Source organism: Cognatishimia maritima, from assembly GCF_900129685.1.
GTDB lineage: Bacteria > Pseudomonadota > Alphaproteobacteria > Rhodobacterales > Rhodobacteraceae > Cognatishimia > Cognatishimia maritima.
In genome coordinates this window covers 704,484-725,156 of the sequence record NZ_FQWM01000001.1, presented here as the reverse complement: position 1 = coordinate 725,156, position 20,673 = coordinate 704,484, and the positions used below count along the sequence as shown (strand labels likewise).

The 20,673-nt window shown below is 56.0% G+C and carries 19 protein-coding genes and 1 riboswitch; of the genes, 16 read left to right on the top strand and 3 right to left on the bottom strand.

Going from position 1 to position 20,673, the window contains the following annotated elements; genetic code table 11:
* Positions 1-8: 8 nt before the first annotated feature.
* Entirely contained in the window at positions 9-518 is a 510-nt protein-coding gene (fabA, locus tag BUA39_RS03780; RefSeq protein WP_072791098.1) for a bifunctional 3-hydroxydecanoyl-ACP dehydratase/trans-2-decenoyl-ACP isomerase, read from the bottom strand.
* A gap of 182 nt (positions 519-700) precedes the next feature.
* Here fabA and irr point away from each other — a divergent pair, with 182 nt between their 5' ends.
* The 3 genes from irr (at position 701) to BUA39_RS03765 (ending at position 4,757) form a co-directional block, all read left to right on the top strand.
* Positions 701-1,117 carry a Fur family transcriptional regulator Irr gene (gene irr / locus BUA39_RS03775; protein ID WP_072791096.1) on the top strand — a complete coding sequence of 139 codons (417 nt, stop codon included), beginning with the start codon at positions 701-703 and terminating at the stop codon, positions 1,115-1,117.
* A 181-nt stretch (positions 1,118-1,298) separates the two neighbouring features.
* Complete coding sequence (locus BUA39_RS03770) at positions 1,299-2,504, top strand: BCCT family transporter (protein WP_072791720.1); 1,206 nt, start codon at positions 1,299-1,301, stop codon at positions 2,502-2,504.
* Between the two features lie 459 nt (positions 2,505-2,963).
* Entirely contained in the window at positions 2,964-4,757 is a 1,794-nt protein-coding gene (locus BUA39_RS03765; RefSeq protein ID WP_084604690.1) for a TadE/TadG family type IV pilus assembly protein, read from the top strand.
* A 70-nt stretch (positions 4,758-4,827) separates the two neighbouring features.
* Here BUA39_RS03765 and BUA39_RS03760 read toward each other — a convergent pair whose 3' ends face one another.
* Positions 4,828-5,727: a hypothetical protein gene (locus BUA39_RS03760; protein ID WP_110721805.1), complete on the bottom strand. Its 900-nt coding sequence runs from the start codon at positions 5,725-5,727 to the stop codon at positions 4,828-4,830.
* Positions 5,728-5,815: 88 nt separating this feature from the next.
* Between BUA39_RS03760 and miaB the strand changes: the two genes are divergently transcribed.
* From miaB to cmk, 11 genes are all read left to right on the top strand, one after another.
* Entirely contained in the window at positions 5,816-7,141 is a 1,326-nt protein-coding gene (gene miaB, locus BUA39_RS03755; protein WP_072791088.1) for a tRNA (N6-isopentenyl adenosine(37)-C2)-methylthiotransferase MiaB, read from the top strand.
* A 180-nt stretch (positions 7,142-7,321) separates the two neighbouring features.
* The gene (locus BUA39_RS03750) at positions 7,322-7,897 is read left to right on the top strand and encodes an OmpA family protein (RefSeq protein WP_341349524.1); all 576 of its coding nucleotides are present in this window, start codon (positions 7,322-7,324) and stop codon (positions 7,895-7,897) included.
* Between the two features lie 12 nt (positions 7,898-7,909).
* Complete coding sequence (locus tag BUA39_RS03745) at positions 7,910-8,224, top strand: hypothetical protein (protein ID WP_072791086.1); 315 nt, start codon at positions 7,910-7,912, stop codon at positions 8,222-8,224.
* Between the two features lie 275 nt (positions 8,225-8,499).
* Positions 8,500-9,546 (top strand): PhoH family protein, encoded by a 1,047-nt coding sequence (locus tag BUA39_RS03740; protein ID WP_072791083.1) that lies wholly within the window; start codon positions 8,500-8,502, stop codon positions 9,544-9,546.
* A 22-nt stretch (positions 9,547-9,568) separates the two neighbouring features.
* Positions 9,569-10,066: an rRNA maturation RNase YbeY gene (gene ybeY, locus BUA39_RS03735; RefSeq protein ID WP_072791075.1), complete on the top strand. Its 498-nt coding sequence runs from the start codon at positions 9,569-9,571 to the stop codon at positions 10,064-10,066.
* Between the two features lie 21 nt (positions 10,067-10,087).
* Positions 10,088-10,987: a hemolysin family protein gene (locus BUA39_RS03730; protein WP_072791073.1), complete on the top strand. Its 900-nt coding sequence runs from the start codon at positions 10,088-10,090 to the stop codon at positions 10,985-10,987.
* Positions 10,974-12,476 carry an apolipoprotein N-acyltransferase gene (lnt, locus tag BUA39_RS03725; RefSeq protein WP_072791068.1) on the top strand — a complete coding sequence of 501 codons (1,503 nt, stop codon included), beginning with the start codon at positions 10,974-10,976 and terminating at the stop codon, positions 12,474-12,476. The genes BUA39_RS03730 and lnt overlap by 14 nt, the downstream gene beginning before the upstream one ends.
* Positions 12,477-12,513: 37 nt before the next feature.
* Positions 12,514-12,562: riboswitch (SAM-SAH riboswitch) on the top strand.
* Positions 12,563-12,566: 4 nt separating this feature from the next.
* Positions 12,567-13,748 carry a methionine adenosyltransferase gene (metK, locus tag BUA39_RS03720; RefSeq protein WP_072791066.1) on the top strand — a complete coding sequence of 394 codons (1,182 nt, stop codon included), beginning with the start codon at positions 12,567-12,569 and terminating at the stop codon, positions 13,746-13,748.
* 120 nt (positions 13,749-13,868) lie between these two features.
* Positions 13,869-14,600 carry a tRNA (guanosine(46)-N7)-methyltransferase TrmB gene (gene trmB / locus BUA39_RS03715; RefSeq protein WP_072791064.1) on the top strand — a complete coding sequence of 244 codons (732 nt, stop codon included), beginning with the start codon at positions 13,869-13,871 and terminating at the stop codon, positions 14,598-14,600.
* A gap of 169 nt (positions 14,601-14,769) precedes the next feature.
* A complete protein-coding gene (gene aroA, locus BUA39_RS03710) occupies positions 14,770-16,122 on the top strand; it encodes a 3-phosphoshikimate 1-carboxyvinyltransferase (protein WP_072791061.1) in 1,353 nt (450 codons plus the stop codon).
* Positions 16,115-16,735, top strand: coding sequence for a (d)CMP kinase (gene cmk, locus BUA39_RS03705; protein WP_072791059.1), 621 nt, complete (start codon positions 16,115-16,117; stop codon positions 16,733-16,735). Before aroA ends, cmk begins: the two co-directional genes overlap by 8 nt.
* A gap of 4 nt (positions 16,736-16,739) precedes the next feature.
* Here the strand turns inward: cmk and BUA39_RS03700 are convergent, their stop codons facing one another.
* Positions 16,740-17,153, bottom strand: coding sequence for a GNAT family N-acetyltransferase (locus BUA39_RS03700; RefSeq protein WP_072791057.1), 414 nt, complete (start codon positions 17,151-17,153; stop codon positions 16,740-16,742).
* Between the two features lie 88 nt (positions 17,154-17,241).
* On the opposite strand from BUA39_RS03700, the gene BUA39_RS03695 reads away from it, so the two are divergent.
* Together BUA39_RS03695 and rpsA are read left to right on the top strand one after the other, a co-directional pair.
* Entirely contained in the window at positions 17,242-18,606 is a 1,365-nt protein-coding gene (locus BUA39_RS03695; protein ID WP_072791055.1) for a KAP family P-loop NTPase fold protein, read from the top strand.
* A gap of 379 nt (positions 18,607-18,985) precedes the next feature.
* Positions 18,986-20,662, top strand: coding sequence for a 30S ribosomal protein S1 (gene rpsA / locus BUA39_RS03690; protein WP_072791053.1), 1,677 nt, complete (start codon positions 18,986-18,988; stop codon positions 20,660-20,662).
* The last annotated feature ends 11 nt before the right edge of the window (positions 20,663-20,673 follow it).

Genomic DNA, 20,673 nt, shown 5'->3' with positions numbered 1-20,673 from the left:
AACAGCAATTACGCTTCAGACAGCGCAACCTTCATGTCTTTGACTTCATAGGCCATTTCACCGTCGATTTTCACGATGCCATCAGCCACGCCCATGGTCAGACGACGGGTTTGCACGGCTTTGGTAAAGTCGATCTCATAGGTCAGCAGTTTGCTTTCAGGGCGCACCATGCCCTTCAGTTTCACTTCGCCCACACCCAGCGCATAGCCACGACCCTGCCAGCCGCGCCAGCCGAGGTTGAAGCCGGTCAGCTGCCACAGGCCATCCAGACCCAGACAGCCGGGCATAATCGGATTGCCGGGGAAATGGCATTCAAAGAACCAAAGGTCGGGGGTGATGTCGAATTCCGCCAGCACATGTCCTTTGCCATGCGCGCCGCCGTCACCAGAGATTTCGGTGATGCGGTCCATCATCAACATCGGAGGCGCAGGCAACTGCGCGTTTCCGGGTCCGAACAATTCGCCCCGTGCGCATTTCAGAAGGTCCTCTTTGTCGAAGCTGGTTGGAAAATCGGCCATGCAGGCATGTCCCCTTTGTTATTTTCTGTCGTTATCTCCCTGTATCACCGGGATTGCTGAGGGTGCAAGAGCGGCTGGTGATCTTCGCAAGCGGCGCGTTGGAGGTCTCTGGACTTGTTTTCCAATTGAATTCACCGGGTCAAGACTCTAGAGTCATATGATCAAATAGCAGGTTCAGGCATATGCAGACCGATCCAGTCAAAGTAGGCACACAATGGTTGATGCGCGGGGGCGTCCGCCCAACGCGGCAGCGTGTGGCCTTGGCGTCTTTGCTGGTTGGGGATGGGCGTGATCGTCACGTGACCGCCGAAAGCCTTTATGCCGATGTGCAGGATCACGGAGAGCAAGTGTCGCTCGCCACGGTCTACAATACGCTGCGCGCCTTCTGCGATGCCGGGCTGATGCAGGAAATCACCGTTGACGGCTCCAAAAGCTATTTTGACACCAACACCCACGATCACCCGCATTTTTTCTGGGAAGATGACCGCACATTGGTCGATGCCCCGTCTGATCAATTGCGGATCGTCGCCTTGCCTGAGGTGCCCCAAGGGGCAGAGGTATCCAAGGTTGACGTCGTGATCCGCTTGCGTCGCAAGTAACAACATCGTTCACTGAGAGAATGGGAACGCGATTCCCGCGGCGGGAGACCTGCGCCTTTGCGCGCTCAGGTTCGCTGTGTCGTGCTGATCTGGGGGGAAGGGGCATGATTACGATAGTGCTGTGGCCTTTGTTGATGCACCAACAATAACGACAATAATGGAGGGACACTTGGAAAGCATTTTGTCAGTCATAATCACATTCGGGATCATCATGGCTTTGGTGATGGTCGCGTTTTGCGTGGTGAAATGGTGGAACGTTCGGGCGATCGGGGTCGCGCCGGTGCCACTTTTTACCTTTATCGCTATCCTTTTTACATCGGGTCTGGATGTCGGTTTGATCATGTTCCCACTTGGGGAATTCCCGGTCTACGCCGACCCGGAAAACGCCGAATACGCCTTTACCAACCCGCTTTCGATAGAGTTTGGGTTCTGGGGTTTTCTGATCTGGAGTTTCTATTTCCTCACCAGTTTCTATTTCTGTGTGATCGAACCTCGGGTGAAGTTCTTTGAAATTCCAGCGGTGCGGATCATCAACAACATCGTTATCGTTGGCACCTGTGCCTTCACGGCCAGCTTGTTCTTGATCTACCTGCCATTCTACATCCCGGAAATCGGCGATGGGGAAACCGTTGTGCCCGCGTTCTACGTGATTGTCTTCCTGACGATCCTGGCAGCGGCCTATTCTAGCACTGATATCAAATACGTGCGCGTGCTCAGCCTTGCCTCAAGCTTCCTCTTTGCGGCGCTTGTGATCTTCATGTGGCTTTATGCCAAAATGGGTTTTGGCGGTTTGGCCGGAAATCTGGCAGAGCTGACCAGCGGTTATTTCGGCAATATCCACCGATTTGCAGCACCCATTAACGACTATCACGAATTCTACCTGTTCTGGTGGTTCGCATGGTCGATCATGATCGGTCAGTTCACGTCGCGCTTTGTGGGCGGCTTGCGCACCCAGACGCTGCTATTGGCGCTGCTTGTCATCCCCTCGATCCCCTTGGCGATCTGGTTCTCGGTTCTGTACTTCTACTATGAGAATGGCATCGAAACCGCAGGGCTCGTGAATCTCTGCATGATCATCGTCGGGATCACCTTTGTCGTGAACTCATTGGACAGCTTGATCCGTCTCTACTCAGACAACCTGTCGATCACGGTGAAACGTTTTGGGCGGCCAACCTATATCGCGATCAACGTCGCGGCGCTGTTTGGTTTGACCTTGGCGTTCCAAAGTCAGTGGCTGCAGATCCAATGGGTCGGCGCAATTGTGGTAGGGATCTACGTGGCCTGCATCCTCTATATCGTGCTGAATAAGCGGCAAGAGGTCATGGCGATCAACGCCTCACCCGAAGAGAACACGCTTGATTTCCACAAGATTGATGCGGTTCACTGATATAACTACAGCAAAGCCCTGCAACACACTGCGGGGCTTTGTTTTTCGTGTCATATTGATCGGCTTGACGCGAAATTGCGGCTCTCGCACAGGTTGAAGAGCGAAACGCAAAAGCGCTGTCGGTTGGTCCTGTTTCTGCCACAATTCTCAACGTCACAGCAGCGTCGCACACGCTGAATTGCCTACAATTGCCAATATTTTGCAACGCAATCGAAACCGGCCGACGCGACAAAAGCACTTAATAATCTGGCTTTTATGTAAATTCTTAGTCTGGCGACGTTCCGAAGTGTTTTGGCCTGCGTCGCAGCCGCGCAACCCAAAAAATAACGCACCAGTTTTCGTTTTTTCGCCGCATTCCGAACCAATTGGTGACGGGTTCTCCTTCTAGATTCGTTCAATGATCACACGCGCAATTCGCTGTCTGTCGCGGGGTCGAATGGGATAGGAAAGGAAGAACAAATGATGGCTCAGGCTATGTGTTCCGAACAAAAATCAGGCCAGGATATGCGCCGTACTCTGCGGGCATTCCGCCGGTCAGAGGATGGATCGATGGTCTTCCTCTCCGTTTTCATCTTTCTGATCATCCTGCTTGTTGGCGGGATCGGCGTGGACATGATGAGCTATCACCGCGACCGTGCACACCTGCAGATGTCTTTGGACAACGCGGTTCTGGCGGCCGCTGACCTATCGCAGCCACTGGACGCTGAAAGCGTCGTGGATGACTACCTGAACAGCGCGGGTCTGGGCGAATACCTGACCGGCACATACGTGCAGGAAGACCCGTTTGAGAAAACTGTGTCAGCGACGATTGAATCCAACTACGTGACGCAGTTGATGCACCTGAATGGGATCAATAGCCTCGACATCAATGTTGTTTCCGCCGCGATGGAGCGTACACCAAGCACCGAAATTTCGGTTGTGCTGGATATCTCGGGTAGTATGGGCGTCAACAACCGCCTGTCTTTGATGCAACTTGCCTCAAAACGCTTTATTTCTAAATCGCTAGAACGCAACGTTGACCCAGAAACAGGCTTGGTGAACGACTATCACACGTCGATCAATGTGGTGCCATTTGCGGGCCAGACAAATCCGGGTTCGACCATGTTCGAAGAACTGGGTGGCGAACGCTTTGGCACGACCACCAGCGAGAACTATTTCGAGGTCAACGAATGGGGTCAGGATATTTCGAACGTCGTGTTTTGGTTCGATTTGGACAACGATGGCTTCGAAGACTACTCGGTCAAGATCGACAACTTTCCTGACAATGACGTCGATCTGTTCAACAAAGACGATCTGGACACCTACTACCTCTATGCGCTCGACTATTTTGCAGAGCTATTCCCCGACGTTCTCGGTGACCTAAGCGCGCCGGGTGAGACAGGGGGCACATCCTATTTCCTTGGTGCCACCATCAAAGGCGGGATTCAGCCGACAACCTTTTTCAATGAATATGGCGATCCAGTCGACGGCCCAACCGAATTCAGAAAAACTGATGAAGTTGTTGAGTTTGTCGACTTCTACGCGCAGATCGTGCCGAACAATGAAAGTTCTTGCATTGAATTCCAGTACAACGACTTCCTGACAACAGGCATGCCCGTAGGGAATGGAGAGCAAACACCGCACTTCGTGAACTGGGACTTTGACGAGGTCAGCCAAAACTGGGGCTGGTGCCCTGATGACGACATGGCGATTCAATATGCGCAGGATGACGAAACCAAACTGCACAGCTTCATCGACAATATCCGCCTGTTTGACGGCACCGGCACGAACTATGGCATGAAATATGCTTTGGCGACGCTAGACCCTGCCAGCCAGCCGTACTTCGAGTACATGAACCTCAAGGGTGAGGTGCCAGACGCCTACAAAAACCGCCCGCTGGGTTGGGATGCCGACGACAGCAGCAAGTTCATCGTGCTTCTGACGGACGGTCGGACTGGTGCTCAGGTGCGTCCTGCGGACGAGTTGGACACAGAAAACAACGACACGGAACTGGATGTTCGTCCTGCTGAGGATAGCGTCGTGGAGTCCGATCAACTCGAAAACATCGAGCTGTTCCTCTACCAATGTGAACTGGCCAAATCGCAAGGCGTGGTGGTCTATACCGTCGCCTTGGAAACGAGCGACGTCGCCGCAGAGGAAATCCGCACCTGCGCCTCCTCAGAAAGCCACTTCTTTGAGGTTACAGGCGAGGAACTGGTTGACACCTTTGTGTCAATCGCGTCGTCCATTCAGCGCCTGCGCTTGATCCAATAAGAGCAGTACCCACAAAACAAAAACGCCGTCCCTCGGGGCGGCGTTTTGCATTTGCGGGTAGGGCGCTTCTTCAGAACCACTGCCCGGGTTCCATCAACCCCAAATCTAGCAATTGCCGAGAGTGCCATTCAAACGGCACTGTATTGTGCCAGGTGAAACTTTGAATATCAAAGGTACTGCCTGCATTTGTTTTCAACGCCTTGGCGGTGCGGAAGGAACAGACTGCCGCCGTCAGATTGTTGTGCCATGCGCAAGCAAAGGTGTTCATTTCCTCATCACTCATTGTGAAGTCAGACTTAAGTTCTACACCCTCGGTCGCTTGGAATATCGAAACCCGGTCAATCCGGCGGCGCACTTCGGGAATATGCTCTTCAAACCGCCAGCGCAGCCCGCCATAAAAGTTCAACTGCCGCTCTTTAGGGTGGTTGTGGTTCTCCGGGTCCGGGCGCGACAGCGCGTAGTAGCCCGTTTTGTCCATCAGCGCGTTGTCGATCGAGACCGCATTTGGATGCTCCCACAGATTGCCCGCGTAAAGGTCAACAACATAGGTCAGCATCGCCGCGCGACGTTCCTGTGCATGGAATTGCAGCATCTCGCCAACGGTGCGGGTCTCGCAAAACGGGAACAGTAAATATTCCGCGTTAAAGCAATAATACAGCCAAACGCCCGGTGCTTGTTTGGCGACCAGGTTGACCATATCAATCATCGCTTGCCCACTGGTCTGCTCACAATCGACACGGATCACATCTTCGCTGACGTCATAGGCCATTTTGAACGCTGCCGGCATAAAAGCGATGACCTGCTGAAAACCCAGCCCGACGTGGTGGCGCAGGGTGGTGTCAATTTCAACTTCATCTTCCACAAAGATCAACGCCAACGGCCCTTTGGAAATCAGGGATTTGTCCGTGGCCAAAAGCTCTTGGAACGAGGTGAACCGCAAAGGGTCTGAATTGGATGTGACTGCTCTCATTTGTGGATAAACTCGGCGAAATCGACGTGCATTGCAAGCGGGTGTGAAACTGATGTAGGTAGCCCCCTGAAACTGCGGGAACTGTATCATGGCCGATACCAAGAAACTGTTTATCAAGACCTATGGCTGCCAGATGAATGTCTATGACAGCGAGCGCATGGCCGAAGCCATGGGCGGGGCAGGCTATGAGACGACGGAAACACCCGAAGACGCGGATATGATCCTGCTGAACACCTGCCACATCCGCGAAAAGGCCGCCGAGAAGGTCTATTCTGAACTCGGGCGCTTCAAGGGTATGAAAGCGGACAAACCTGACCTGAAAATTGGTGTAGCAGGCTGTGTCGCGCAGGCTGAAGGCGAGGAAATCATGCGCCGCCAGCCATTGGTGGATCTGGTTGTCGGCCCGCAGGCCTATCATCGCCTGCCCGAGATGGAAGAAAAGACCCGTGCCGGTGAAAAGGCGCTTGATACGGATTTCCCTGAAGAAGATAAGTTTGAGAAACTCAAGGGACGCTCCAAAGCCAAGCGCGCGCCAGCGGCGTTTCTGACGGTACAGGAAGGCTGTGACAAATTCTGTGCTTTCTGCGTGGTGCCTTACACCCGCGGGGCAGAGGTTTCGCGCCCGGCAGAGCGCGTGATTTCCGAAGCGCAGGATCTGGTCGAACGCGGTGTGCGTGAGATCACTCTGCTCGGGCAAAACGTCAACGCCTACCACGGCGCTGGGCTGAACGGCAGCACATGGTCCTTGGCCGATCTGATCTGGAAGTTGAACGAAATTGACGGGCTGGAACGCATCCGTTTCACCACCAGCCACCCGAATGACATGCAGGATGATTTGATCGCGGCCCATGGCGAATGCGCAAAGCTGATGCCTTACCTTCACCTGCCGGTGCAATCCGGCAGCGACAAAATCCTGAAACGCATGAACCGCAGCCACACCGCAGAAAGCTACATCCGCCTGATCGAGCGCATCCGCGCCGCGCGCCCTGATCTGTTGTTGTCAGGCGACTTCATTGTTGGCTTCCCGGAAGAAACCGAAGAAGATTTTCAGGCGACGCTCGATTTGATCAAAGAGGTCAAATACGGCCAGGCCTATTCCTTCAAATACTCCACCCGTCCAGGCACCCCGGCGGCAGAACGCCCATTGGTGGACGACGCGGAAGCGAGCGAACGCCTTCAGCGCCTGCAAGCCTTGCTATCGCAGCAACAAAAAGAGCTGCAGGACGCAATGGTCGGACGTGAGGTTTCGGTTCTTTTTGAAAAAGAAGGCCGGTTTGAGGATCAAATGGTGGGCAAGTCTGATTACCTTCACGCCGTTCACGTGGCCGGGTCGGGCGCGCAGATCGGGGATATTCGCAAGGTGAAAATTGTCGAAAGCGGCACAAACTCCTTGAAAGGCGTGGCCATCGCCTGATCCATCGGGCGAGGGTGACCTGCTGCACCTAAGACACGCCGCGCGTGTTTTCTAGGTATGACCACCATATCTAGTATTATTTCTTCACAGCGCTCAAAATTTTGCTAAACTGACGATAATCATAACTTGGGGGTGCTTCGTGGTTTGCGCGGGGTGTCTGGGCAGTCAGGGGATATTATCGTGGCAGTAGGCTTCATTGCTGGTGCGCGTGGGGTGATGCGGGGCGCAGTTGTCGCCAGCTTCGCCTTGGCGGCGACCGCCGGCACTTCATTTGCACAGGAAACGAAAACCGTCCGTGCACAGGATTACACGCCAGGCATCTGGGTTGACCCGGATGGCTGTGAACACTGGGTCATGGACGACGGGGCAGAGGGCTACATGAGCCCGCACCTCACACGACAGGGCCTTCCGGTTTGCCGCGATGGCAAAATGTGTGGCGAACTCAGTTCCGATCAGTTCTTCGCCTCGGGCAGTGCCGGGCTAAGCGCCTCTGGCCGCGCCAAGATCAAAGAATTCTTCCAAAGCGCCGGGGCGCAATATTACATCGTCATGGGCCACACCGATAGCCGTGGCAGCGACGAAGCCAATATGGCGCTCAGCTTCCGCCGGGCGGCTGCCGTTGCCAAGGTCGGCCAAAGCGCCGGGGCCGAAATCGCCGACATCCGCGCCTATGGCGAACGCATGCCACGTGCCAGCAACAAGACCTCCAAAGGTCGGGCTGAAAACCGGCGTGTTGAAATCATGTGTATTCGCTAAGGGGGACGGGATATGAAATTTGGAAAAATCTGCGTTGCCTTGGTAACAATTACCGCGCTGGCGGGCTGTTTTGGCGAGGAAAGCGGCGGCGAAATCACCGACAAGACCGTCGACAGTGGCTATGACGCCAAACCGCTGACCGAACTCAAAGCCGGGATTTGGGTTGACCCGAACGGCTGCCATCACTGGATCATCGATGACGGCAACGAAGGCTATATGGATGCGCGGCTTGATCGCTATGGCAAACCTGTTTGCGCCCCCATCGCACCGCCAAACACCGCAACGGGCGGATACAAAGACGGCACGTTCTTTAACGATCCGGCCTAAAGGTTCGGATCGATTCAGACCGCGCCACATACCTTGCCGTAGGGTCAAGTTTGATCAATTCTTAGGCGGTTGCCGTCGGCAGGTTGGGTGAAAGTACAAGGGTCAGAGTATCCCTCTAACCCCATGAAAATAAATGACGAAAATGAAATGCCATCGACGCCCTGTCGGTGGCATTTTTTGTAACGCCGCTGTGAAATTCGGCATAGACCCACTTGCGCTGGGGCGCACAAGTTGTCACGCTGAGACTCAGTGGAACGCTTAGCGAGGAGAAGTATTTGGCCACCAGCGCCCTGACCCCACCGCCCGTCACCGAAGCCATCGCCGAAGTTCTGATGGAATTCCCGGATAATCGTCTGTTGATTGACCTCTGCGGAGAGTTTGACCGCAACCTGGCGGACATAGAGCAGAAGCTGAGTGTTCAGATCATCCGGCGCGGCAATATGCTTGCGATCCACGGCGAAGAGGCCCTGCAGGCCAAGGCACGCGACATTCTGCAAGCCCTCTATGAACGTTTGGAAAGCGGCAAAGCTGTGGAACCCGGCGATATCGACCGTGAGATCCGCATGGGTCAGGCCGAAAAAGGCACAGGCGTCCGCGATGGCGACCAGCTTGAGATGTTTAAGGGCGGTCCTGTCGAAATCAAAACCCGCAAGAAACATGTTGAACCGCGGACTGACGCCCAAAAGGCCTATGTCCAAAGCCTTTTTCAAAACGAACTCGCCTTTGGCATCGGCCCTGCAGGGACGGGCAAAACCTATCTCGCGGTGGCGGTGGGTGTCAGCATGTTCATCTCGGGCGAGGTCGACCGGATCATCCTGTCGCGTCCTGCCGTCGAGGCGGGCGAAAAGCTGGGCTATCTGCCGGGCGACATGAAAGACAAAGTCGATCCCTATATGCAGCCGCTTTATGATGCGCTGAATGATTTTCTGCCAGGTAAGATGCTGGCCAAGCTGATCGAAGAAAAACGCATCGAAATTGCGCCGCTGGCCTTTATGCGGGGTCGGACTTTGGCGAATGCTTTCGTTGTTCTGGACGAAGCGCAGAACGCCAGCACCATGCAGATGAAGATGTTCCTGACCCGTCTGGGCGAAGGCAGCCGCATGGCCATCACCGGCGACCGATCACAGGTGGACCTGCCGCGCGGCGTGCAGTCGGGGTTGGCCGATGCTGAACGTTTGCTCAGAGGTACCAAAGGCATCAGCTTTAACTATTTCACCGCAGATGACGTCGTCCGCCACCCATTGGTTGCCGCGATCATCAAGGCATATGATGCGGACGCCGAAAAAGCGATGGTCGAGCGAAATACCACTCGTCGGAACTGACGACTCGCTGTATGGCGCGCCAATGACGGTGGATGTGATCATTGAAGATGCCCGTTGGGCAGACGTGGGTTTGGATGCTTTGGCAGACAAAGCGGCGATGGGTGTCTTTGCGGCCTTGGGCTTGGATGCGGATTGGGAAATCTGCATCATGGCCTGCGATGACGCGCGTATTGCGGAGCTCAACGCCGAATTTCGTGAAAAACCCACGCCGACAAATGTGCTTTCCTGGCCGTCAGAGGAACGCGGCGCAGAGGTAGACGGCACCCATCCCGCATCTCCCGAAGGTCCGGACCCGGAACTTGGCGACATCGCGATTGCTTTTGAAACCTGTGATCGCGAAGCGCGCGACGCTGGGAAAAGATTCGAAGATCACGTGACGCACTTATTGGTACACGGTATTCTACATTTGTTGGGCTATGATCATATCCGTGACCAAGATGCCACTTTGATGGAAGCTCTGGAAACGAAGATACTTGGCAAAATGGGTATCGCTGACCCATATAGGGACATAACGGGGTAGCCCCCCAATTGGAAAGGTAAGATGGGCGACAGTACCGACGGGTCCTCTAGCGCAGCGCAAAGCGCGCAAGTTGAGACCACGACAGAGAATGACACGGGCGGAGGATTTTTCCGCCGTCTGATCGAAGCGATCAGCCCTGCCGATGCAGGCGAGGATGCGCAAAACCCTGAACAGGAAAGATTGTTCGCTCCGGTGCCGGGCATGATCAACCTGCGCCGTATGCGGGTTGAAGATGTGGCTGTGCCCAAGGCCGACATTGTCGCGCTTGCAGCGACCATGGACCTTGATGAAGTTGTGGATGCCTTCCGTACCAGCGGGTTCACCCGTCTGCCGGTCTATGACGGCACATTGGATACGCCGGTCGGCTTTTTGCATCTCAAGGATTTGGCGCTGAAATTTGGTTTCAACGGCTCTAGCGGGCAGTTTGTGCTGCGCGCCTTGGTGCGCCCCTTGCTGTTTGTGCCGCCTTCGATGCCGATTGGTGTTTTGCTGACCAAGATGCAGACCGAACGACGGCATATGGCGCTGGTGATCGATGAATACGGTGGCGTGGATGGCCTTGTGACCATCGAAGACCTGATTGAACAGGTCGTCGGCGAGATCGAAGACGAACACGATCAGGCCGAGGACGTCCTGTGGGTCGAGGAAGCGCCGGGCTGTTTCAACGCGCTTGCCAAGGCACCGCTGGAAGAGTTCGAAGGTGAAATCGGGCGATCCCTCAGTGCGCATGAAGACATCGACGCTGAAGAGGTCGATACCCTCGGCGGACTTGTGTTCATGCTGGCAGGCCGTGTGCCTGCGCGGGGCGAATTGGTCGTGCACCCGGATGGTACCGAATTTGAAGTCGTCGACGCCGACCCGCGCCGGATCAAGCGCCTGCGGGTCCTGCTGACCGAAGCGCAGCAGCATGTGGCGGAATAAGAAAGCTGAACCTTTTACACTGAACTGGGAACTGCTACTGCGGTTCCCTTTTGCCCTCGGGCTGATCGCCAGCCTGGGGCAAGCCCCGTTTGGGGTGCCGCTTGTGTCTTTGATCGGTTTCGCTTTGGGCTTCTATTCCCTGCGGCGTGCTGCGACGATGCGCGGTGCCGCATGGATCGGATGGCGCTTTGGTCTTGGTTATTTCGTTCTGAGCCTGCATTGGCTGGTCTCTCCCTTTCTGGTTGATGCCGCGCGCCATGCGTGGATGGCACCCTTTGCGGTGCTGTTCATGGCGGGCGGACTGGCGCTGTTTTGGGGTGTGGCCTTTGCGATTTCACACCGGCTTGGGTCCATCGCTTTGTTGATGACCATGCCGCTTGCGGAATTAGCGCGCGCCTATGTCTTCACAGGTTTTCCATGGGCGATGCCTGCCTACGGGGCAGTGGATACATGGCTCGGGCAGGGGGCAGCACTTGTTGGTTCTCATGGGGTCAATCTGCTTTTTCTGGCAACCGCTTTTGCGCTTTCGCAATCAATCTGCGCTCGCGGGGGCACACGCAAACTAGCGCTTGTTTCTGCCATGATTGGTACCGCGTTGCTTTGGCCCCTACCGGCCAGCGAAACGGCGATCTCTCCAGATGCAAACGCCGCAACCGTCCGCCTAGTCCAACCCAATGCGCCCCAGCATCTGAAGTGGGACCCAGACTACATTCAGGTCTTTTATGATCGCGCCTTGGACTTCAGCACGGCACCTGGGGCGCCTGATCTGATCGTTTGGCCAGAAACAAGCCTGCCCGCATCATTGCCGGGCGGGGCAGACATATTGGCCGAGATCGCCAGTGCCACAAACGGCACCCCCATGGTTATCGGGGCCAATCGGTTTGAGGGGTTCAGACTGTATAACGCGGCGGTCCTGACGAATGAAAAAGGCGAGATCACCCAGACCTACGACAAACAGCACCTTGTCCCCTTTGGTGAATACGTGCCTTTTGGCGACTGGCTCGCGCAACTCGGTATTCACGGGCTGGCTGCATCTGAGGGGCGTGGCTTCTCGGCAGGGTCAACGGCTGATCTGATGGACCTTGGCCCCTTAGGGCGTGCTTTGGTCCTGATATGCTATGAAGCAGTTTTTCCGCAGGATGTCGCGCGTTCACCCGAACGCCCGGATTTCCTGCTGCATCTGACAAATGACGCGTGGTTTGGCAGCTTTGCTGGCCCGCAACAGCATTTGGTGCAATCGCGCATGCGCGCCATTGAGCAGGGGTTGCCCATGTTGCGCGCGGCCAATACCGGCATCTCTGCGCTGATTGATGACAAAGGCCGCATTGTGAAGGCCTTGCCGCTGAATGAAGCTGGCTTTCTGGACGTTCCCTTGCCGCCACCAGCAGCGCCCACGTTTTATAGCCACACCAGAGATTTTCCGATTTCCATACTCTTGACCGTTGCGCTTTTAGGCCTTTGGATCAAAAGACGACGCAATAGCAATTGACCTTACCCGTGGGGCACCCTAAGTGGGCCTTACTTGCTGTCTGTCACAACGGCTTCCTGGCGTGGCAGATGAAACCTAATGGAGCACTTCATGGCCAGACAGAACTATGTTTTCACTTCCGAGTCCGTCTCGGAGGGCCATCCTGATAAGGTCTGCGACCGCATTTCTGACGCCGTTCTTGACGCCCTCTTGGCCGAAGAACCCGAAGCGCGCGTTGCCTGCGAAACCTTTGCCACAACTGATCGCGTTGTGATCGGTGGCGAGGTGGGCCTCTCGGATCAGGAGAAACTTAAAGATTATATGGGCAAGATCGACGAGATCGCCCGCGCTTGTATCAAAGACATCGGGTACGAGCAGGACAAGTTCCACCACGAGACGGTGGAAATCACCAATCTTTTGCACGAACAATCCGCGCATATCGCCCAAGGGGTGGATGCCCGCGCCGATAAGGACGAAGGTGCCGGGGATCAGGGGATCATGTTTGGTTATGCGACCAACGAAACGCCGGACTTGATGCCTGCGCCGATCCAATACGCCCACGCGATCCTGCGCCGCTTGGCAAAGGCGCGTAAAACCGGTGAACAGCCGGTGCTTGGCCCGGATGCGAAATCTCAGCTGTCGGTGCGCTATGCAAATGGCAAGCCGGTCGGCGTAAGTTCTTTGGTGCTGTCGACGCAGCACTTGGACGAAAGCCTGACCAGCGAAGACATCCGCGCCATCGTCGCGCCTTATATCGAGGAAGCGCTGCCTGAGGGTTGGTTGACGGATGACACCGTCTGGCACGTCAATCCGACCGGTAAGTTTGTGATCGGTGGGCCTGATGGCGATGCCGGTCTGACGGGCCGCAAGATCATCGTGGACACCTACGGCGGTGCCGCCCCGCATGGCGGCGGCGCGTTTTCTGGCAAAGACCCAACGAAAGTTGACCGGTCCGCAGCCTATGCCGCGCGCTATCTGGCAAAGAATGTCGTCGCTGCGGGTCTTGCTGACAAATGCACGCTACAGCTATCCTATGCTATCGGCGTTTCGCGCCCGCTATCGATCTATGCTGAAACCCACGGCACCGGCAAAGTCTCGGCCAAGCAGATCGAAAAAGCCGTGGCGCAAGTCATGGATCTGACCCCGCGCGGCATTCGCGAGCATCTTCAGATGAACAAGCCGATCTATCAACGCACCGCAGCCTATGGCCACTTTGGCCGCAAGCCCGATGCAGACGGCGGCTTTAGCTGGGAACGCACCGATCTGGCCGACGCGCTGACATCCGCGATCTAGGTCAATTAACATTGATCAAAACGCGGTCCTTCGGGGCCGCGTTTTGCGTTTGATCGGACGGCTGGCCTTGACCCGCTTGGTTCGTTACGGCACATGGGCGCCACCTGAAAGAGGCCCGATATGTCTGACGACCCAAAGCACAGCGACAAACACCCTTCTGGCGCGCCATGGCGCAATTTCTATGGCCGGTTCAAAGGCAAGGGCCTGCGCAAATCTCAGGAAGCCTATCTGGACGAAGACCTCGCGGCGCTGTCGCCGGGCAAGGTGACTTGGGAAGACAACCCTGATCGCTCAGAGATTGACCTGAAGGCGCTGTTTGGCGATCGCGACGTCTGGCTTGAAGTCGGCTTTGGCGGCGGCGAGCATATGGTGCATCAAGCCAGCCAGAACCCAGATGTGGGCTTTATCGGCTGTGAGCCTTACATCAATGGCGTTGCCATGCTGCTGGGCAAGATCCGAGAGGCGGGGGCCGACAATATCCGCGTCCATCCCGGCGATGCGCGCGACATGTTTGATGTTTTGCCTGACGCATCCATCTCCCGCGCCTTTTTGCTGTATCCCGACCCATGGCCGAAAAAGCGCCACCATCGTCGTCGCTTTGTGACGCCCGAACATCTGGAGCCGCTGGCAAAGGCGCTAAAACCCGGCGCGATTTTCCGCGTGGCGACGGACATCGAAGACTACGTGCGTCAGACCTTGGAAGAAGTGCCCAAAGCGGGGTTTGAATGGCTGGCCGAACGCCCTGCCGATTGGCGAGAGCCGTGGGCGGATTGGATTTCCACCCGCTATGAACAAAAAGCTTTCCGTGAAGGCCGTAAGCCGCATTATCTGACGTTCAAGCGGCTGGGCTGAGGGAGAGCAGAGGCAGGGGCTTTGCCCCTCTGGCGCGCCGCGCCATTCACCCCAGAGTAATTATGCAAAGGTGAATGCGGATCGGCGTTGCGATCATGGCGCTGCCCCATGGACCTTCGCAATCTTCTGCGCTAACAGCCTAACAAACGACAGTTTGAGGATCGCGCATATGTCTGGCCACGGCACCCCCATTCCAATGACATCCCGCCCCTGTGGCCCCCTGAAGGGGGAGGCCAATGTGCCGGGCGACAAGTCGATTTCGCACCGGTCTCTGATCCTGGGTGCGCTTTCGGTGGGTGAAACCCATATCACGGGATTGCTGGAGGGCGAGGACGTTCTGGACACCGCGAAAGCGATGCGTGCCTTTGGCGCAGAGGTCATCGAACATGGCGGCGGTGAATGGACTGTGCATGGCGTCGGCGTTGGCGGCTTTGCGGAGCCAGAGAATGTCATCGACTGCGGTAACTCTGGCACCGGTGTGCGACTGATCATGGGCTGCATGGCGACGACCGGCATCACGGCGACATTCACTGGCGACGCATCCCTGAACAAACGTCCGATGGCGCGCGTCACGGACCCGATTGCATTGTTTGGTGCACAGGCCGTCGGGCGCTCTGGTGGGCGCTTGCCAATGACGATTGTGGGCGCAGCCGACCCTGTCCCGGTGCGCTACGAAGTGCCGATGCCCTCGGCTCAGGTAAAATCGGCTGTGTTGCTGGCGGGGCTGAATGCGCCGGGCAAAACCGTTGTGATTGAAAAAGAAGCCACGCGCGATCACACCGAACGCATGCTGCAGGGCTTTGGCGCGGAACTGACCGTCGAAGAAACCGATGAGGGCCGTGTGATCACCCTGACCGGTCAGCCGGAATTGAAGGCGCAGAACATTGTGGTGCCGCGCGACCCATCTTCGGCGGCTTTCCCGGTTTGTGCCGCGATCATCACGCCCGGCTCTGATGTGCTGGTGCCCAATATCGGTCTGAACCCAACGCGGGCGGGGCTGTTCACAACCCTGCGTGAAATGGGCGCGGACCTGACTTACGAAAACGAACGCGAAGAGGGCGGGGAGCCGGTGGCAGACCTGCGGGCAAAGTTCTCGCCGGACCTCAAAGGTATCGAGGTCGATCCAGCCCGCGCGGCCAGCATGATTGACGAATACCCGGTGCTGTCGGTCGTGGCCTCTTTTGCAGAAGGTGACACCGTGATGAAAGGCGTCAAGGAGTTGCGCGTGAAGGAATCTGACCGGATCGACGCCATGGCCAAAGGCCTGCGCTTGAATGGGGTTGAGGTCGAAGAGGGCGACGATTGGTGGATTGTCAAAGGCTTGGGGCATGGCAACGTGCCCGGCGGCGCGACCTGTGAAAGCGTGTTGGATCACCGCATCGCGATGAGTTTCATGGTCATGGGCATGGCGACACAAAAACCGGTCAGCGTGGATGACGGCGGGCCGATTGCGACCTCCTTCCCGATTTTCGAAGGTCTGATGGGTGGCCTTGGCGCGCAGCTGGTGCGCAACAATGGCTGACACCCGGATCACCGTCGCAATTGATGGGCCTGCCGCGGCAGGCAAAGGCACGATTTCCAAGGCCGTGGCCAAGAAACTTGGCTTTGCGCATCTGGACACCGGGCTTCTCTATCGCGCCGTTGGGGCCAAGGTCCTAGCCGGGGTCGAGGCGGTTGAGGCTGCGACGTCATTGACCGCTGCTGATCTGGAAGCGACCAATCTACGGACGCCAGACGTGGCGCAAGCCGCCTCCAAAGTCGCGGTGATTGCCGAGGTCCGCGCGGCCCTTGTGGATTTCCAACGCGCCTTTGCGCGCCGTTTGGGTGGGGCGGTTCTGGATGGCCGCGACATCGGAACGGTGATTTGCCCGGATGCCGAAGTGAAACTGTTTGTAACGGCCTCTGCCGAAGTCCGCGCCGAGCGGCGCTATCTGGAGTTGACCGCAAGCGGGCATGACGTGTCTCGCGAGGACGTTTTGGCGGACGTCAAAGCGCGGGACGAGCGCGATATGAACCGGGCCGAAGCCCCGTTAAAACCCGCAGAGGACGCGGTTTTGATTGATACGTCGACGCTGGATATCGACGCAGCTGTGGCGATGGCGTTGACAGCGATCATGGGGAAAACAGGTCGCTAATTCGTTACGTCAGCGCCCGCACGATGCGCCGATAGGGGATATCAGCCTTGAAAAACCTTTCCCCGTCAGGGGTATAGCCGTTGCGCTGATAAAACGGCAGCGCACTTTCTCGGGCGTCAAACCAGAACGTTTTTGCCCCTGTTGCCTGCGCCTCGTGCAAGAGCTGTCTCAGCATCTGGCTGCCAAATCCCTGACCCTGAAACGCCGGATCGGTTGCAAATTTACGCAAGCGGATGCCGGGCGGCTCGTGAAATAGTGAGGCGACGCAGACCAGTTTCCGATCCAGATATCCACCAAAATGAAGGGCAGTCTCATCTCCGTCGACCATGGATTGCTCAATGAGATGGCCTGGCCAAAGTGCTTTTTGACGCAAGGGCAAGGTTTCTTGGGCGGTGATGGATTGGATTTCAAACTTCATTCTTTTGGTCGACCTCGGGAACTGGAAACTTGCTATATCAAAGCGTTTTAACCAAATTTGTTTTCGAAGAAATAGTTAAGGCAATTACATGAGCATTTGGGAAGGTGACCTCCCTGGATTTGAGGAAATTGGGAACACATTTGGCAATCTTGTTAAATCGATAGACGACACGAAGGTCATTTCGATTGAGGCGGGCTACGGGCGCGGCAAGACATTCTTTCGGGAACGCTGGGCGAAGCATTTACAGGCCGAAGGAGAAGTGGTTGTCGAGGTCGATGCACTGTTGTCAGATCACTCGGGTGATCCGGTGCTGACCTTCATTGCAGCGCTTGTTGCAGCATTGCCTGAGAATGAAACAGCAACCGGCAAGCAGTTGCTCGAGAAAAGCAAAAAATTTGGCGGAGTTGCACTGCGTTCTGTCCTGCGTCTGGGTTTGCGGCAAGGCGCGGATGAGGTGATCGATCTGGTCACTGGGCAAGCCAGCGATGCGATTGGGGATGACAAAGAAGCCCTGCAGGGTGCTGTTGAAGAGTTCGGAGATGGTCTGTCGAAGGTGGCTGGTGATCTAATTGCCGCGCAGGTTATTGCCGAGCGGGTGCGCACTCAGGAGATACCCGAGCAGTTGAAGGCGCTTCGAGATGCTTTGACCAAAGATGCCAAGAATAAGCGTGTTGTAATCTTGGTTGATGAGTTGGATCGATGTCATCCAGATTACGCGATTGCCTTCTTAGAAGCGATGAAGTTGGTGTTTGCGCAGGATGGATTTGTCTTCTGCTTGTTCGTGAACGCAGACTACTTGCAAAGTGTTGCGGACCATCGGTTTGGGAAGTTGGGGGAAGGGGAGCAGTACCTCGATAAGTTTGTGGATATTCGGTTGAGGCTGCCCGTGGATGAAGATGATCTGGAAGCGGCAACTCGGCTAATTGCTCTTTCTGAGATGGAAGTGTCCATTCTTTTTGGGCAAGACGATCAATTTAGTGTCGAACATGCGGCGGAATTAGCCGCAAAATTGGCCGTCCTTCTTAAACTAACACCTCGTCAAATTCGGCGAATTCTCCGTAAGGTAGGTCTCACTTTACGATGCTATTCCGACCGTCCCGTGGATGCCTCGTTGCTGGTATATTTAGCTTTTCAATCTAAGGAAGCGGGCCAGCGCCTCAAGCACACTTCCTCTTCGTCACACTTACCACGAGCGTACCTAACTCCCGCCGTCGGTGAAAAAATCGCTAAAGCAGCAGAAAATTCATTTCAGCGCGATCTCGTTTGTGAAGACGACCATAGGCTCAAAAGGGAATCCCCGGAATTATTTGCACTACCAAGAGAGCGCTATCCCCTACCAAATGACGGACGAGATTATTATTCTTGGGCTAAACTAAAAGCTTTGGCTGAACATTACATTCCTTCCCATCAAGATATGCTCGATGCCGTCCATAGTATCGAGGTGGAAAGATAGAGCTGAATGCATTTGTTGATCCAAAGGGCCGCTCCCGACCGCGGGTGGGGGTGAAGCCCTCGCCGTCAAACCAAAGGTCTGCCTTCGACAAAGAGGGGCGGTCGGGGGCTGCCCGGCGTGCGGCCGGGCGGATCATTCGATGCTGTCCCAAACCCCTTGCAAACAAGCCCATTCCCGCCTATACGCGCCCTTGTCTGACGACCGTTAAGAGTCGCAATTCTGGTGAGCAGGGCCAAAGGGAAACCTTCGGCCCTTGTTGTTTGTGTTTTTTTCACCAGTGTTTGCAACGCTTTAGCATGCGCCGTCAGATGTAACGAAACCAAGACCGGCGGAGACAACCGCGCGGCCAGAAAAGTGTAACAAAGGATATGTGCGCCACATGGCAATGACATCTATGGAAGAATTCGAAGCCCTTCTGAACGAAAGCTTCGAAATGGACACCCCAGAAGAGGGGTCCGTTGTTAAAGGCAAGATCATCGCAATCGAAGCGGGTCAGGCCATCATCGACGTAGGCTACAAAATGGAAGGCCGCGTCGAACTTAAAGAATTCGCAAACCCTGGCGAAGCTCCTGAAGTTTCCGTTGGCGACGAAGTTGAAGTCTTCCTGCGCGCCGCAGAAAACGCGCGTGGCGAAGCGGTTATCTCTCGTGAGATGGCACGTCGCGAAGAAGCATGGGATCGCCTGGAAAAAGCATACGCAGACGATGCGCGCGTTGAAGGCGCGATCTTCGGTCGCGTCAAAGGTGGCTTCACTGTTGATCTGGGCGGCGCAGTTGCGTTCTTGCCTGGTTCCCAAGTTGACGTGCGTCCAGTACGCGACGCGGGCCCTCTGATGGGCCTGAAGCAGCCATTCCAAATCCTGAAGATGGACCGTCGCCGTGGCAACATCGTTGTCTCCCGTCGCGCGATCCTCGAAGAGTCCCGCGCCGAGCAGCGCGCAGAAGTCATCGGCAACCTGTCCGAAGGCCAAGCGGTTGACGGTGTGGTCAAGAACATCACCGAATACGGTGCGTTCGTTGACTTGGGCGGCGTTGACGGCCTGTTGCACGTCACCGACATGGCATGGCGCCGTGTGAACCACCCATCCGAGATCCTGTCCATCGGTGAAACCGTTAAGGTTCAGGTCATCAAGATCAACAAAGAAACCCACCGTATCTCCTTGGGCATGAAACAGCTGATGGAAGATCCATGGGATCTGGTTGCAGCGAAATACCCACTGGAATCCGTCCACACTGGTCGCGTCACCAACATCACCGACTACGGTGCATTTGTTGAGCTGGAAGCCGGTGTTGAAGGTCTGGTGCACGTCTCTGAGATGTCTTGGACCAAGAAAAACGTACACCCAGGCAAAATCGTGTCTACGTCTCAAGAGGTCGAAGTCATGGTTCTGGAAATCGACGGTGCGAAGCGCCGCGTTTCCCTTGGTCTCAAGCAGACAATGCGCAACCCATGGGAAGTCTTTGACGAAACCCACCCAGAGGGCACCGAGGTTGAAGGCGAAGTCAAGAACATCACCGAATTCGGTCTGTTCATTGGCCTGCCAGGCGACATCGACGGCATGGTTCACCTGTCCGACATCTCTTGGGATGAGCGCGGCGAAGACGCGATCCAGAACTACCGCAAAGGCGACGTCGTCAAAGCGGTTGTGTCCGAAGTTGACGTTGAAAAAGAGCGTATCTCTCTCTCCATCAAAGCACTGGGCGGCGACAAGTTCGCTGACGCAGTTGGCGGCGTGAAGCGTGGCTCTATCGTGACTGTCGAAGTGACCGCGATCGAAGATGGCGGCATCGAAGTGGAATACGAAGGCATGAAGTCCTTCATCCGCCGCTCCGATCTGGCACGTGACCGTGCGGACCAGCGTCCAGAGCGCTTCAATGTTGGCGACAAAGTTGACGTTCGCGTCACCAATGTCGACAGCAAGACACGCCGTCTGGGTCTCTCGATCAAAGCGCGCGAAATCGCGGAAGAAAAAGAAGCTGTCGAACAGTACGGTTCTTCTGACTCTGGCGCGTCCTTGGGCGATATCCTTGGCGCAGCTCTGAAGGGCGACGAATAAGTCGACTGGCC

Bases quoted from the DNA above. Each gene is read 5' to 3' on its own strand.
- fabA (WP_072791098.1), bottom strand. From the start codon at position 518: ATGGCCGATTTTCCAACCAGCTTCGACAAAGAGGACCTTCTGAAATGC.
- irr (WP_072791096.1), top strand. From the start codon at position 701: ATGCAGACCGATCCAGTCAAAGTAGGCACACAATGGTTGATGCGCGGG.
- BUA39_RS03765 (WP_084604690.1), top strand. From the start codon at position 2,964: ATGATGGCTCAGGCTATGTGTTCCGAACAAAAATCAGGCCAGGATATG.
- BUA39_RS03760 (WP_110721805.1), bottom strand. From the start codon at position 5,727: ATGAGAGCAGTCACATCCAATTCAGACCCTTTGCGGTTCACCTCGTTC.
- miaB (WP_072791088.1), top strand. From the start codon at position 5,816: ATGGCCGATACCAAGAAACTGTTTATCAAGACCTATGGCTGCCAGATG.
- BUA39_RS03745 (WP_072791086.1), top strand. From the start codon at position 7,910: ATGAAATTTGGAAAAATCTGCGTTGCCTTGGTAACAATTACCGCGCTG.
- ybeY (WP_072791075.1), top strand. From the start codon at position 9,569: ATGACGGTGGATGTGATCATTGAAGATGCCCGTTGGGCAGACGTGGGT.
- BUA39_RS03730 (WP_072791073.1), top strand. From the start codon at position 10,088: ATGGGCGACAGTACCGACGGGTCCTCTAGCGCAGCGCAAAGCGCGCAA.
- lnt (WP_072791068.1), top strand. From the start codon at position 10,974: ATGTGGCGGAATAAGAAAGCTGAACCTTTTACACTGAACTGGGAACTG.
- metK (WP_072791066.1), top strand. From the start codon at position 12,567: ATGGCCAGACAGAACTATGTTTTCACTTCCGAGTCCGTCTCGGAGGGC.
- trmB (WP_072791064.1), top strand. From the start codon at position 13,869: ATGTCTGACGACCCAAAGCACAGCGACAAACACCCTTCTGGCGCGCCA.
- aroA (WP_072791061.1), top strand. From the start codon at position 14,770: ATGTCTGGCCACGGCACCCCCATTCCAATGACATCCCGCCCCTGTGGC.
- cmk (WP_072791059.1), top strand. From the start codon at position 16,115: ATGGCTGACACCCGGATCACCGTCGCAATTGATGGGCCTGCCGCGGCA.
- BUA39_RS03700 (WP_072791057.1), bottom strand. From the start codon at position 17,153: ATGAAGTTTGAAATCCAATCCATCACCGCCCAAGAAACCTTGCCCTTG.
- BUA39_RS03695 (WP_072791055.1), top strand. From the start codon at position 17,242: ATGAGCATTTGGGAAGGTGACCTCCCTGGATTTGAGGAAATTGGGAAC.
- rpsA (WP_072791053.1), top strand. From the start codon at position 18,986: ATGGCAATGACATCTATGGAAGAATTCGAAGCCCTTCTGAACGAAAGC.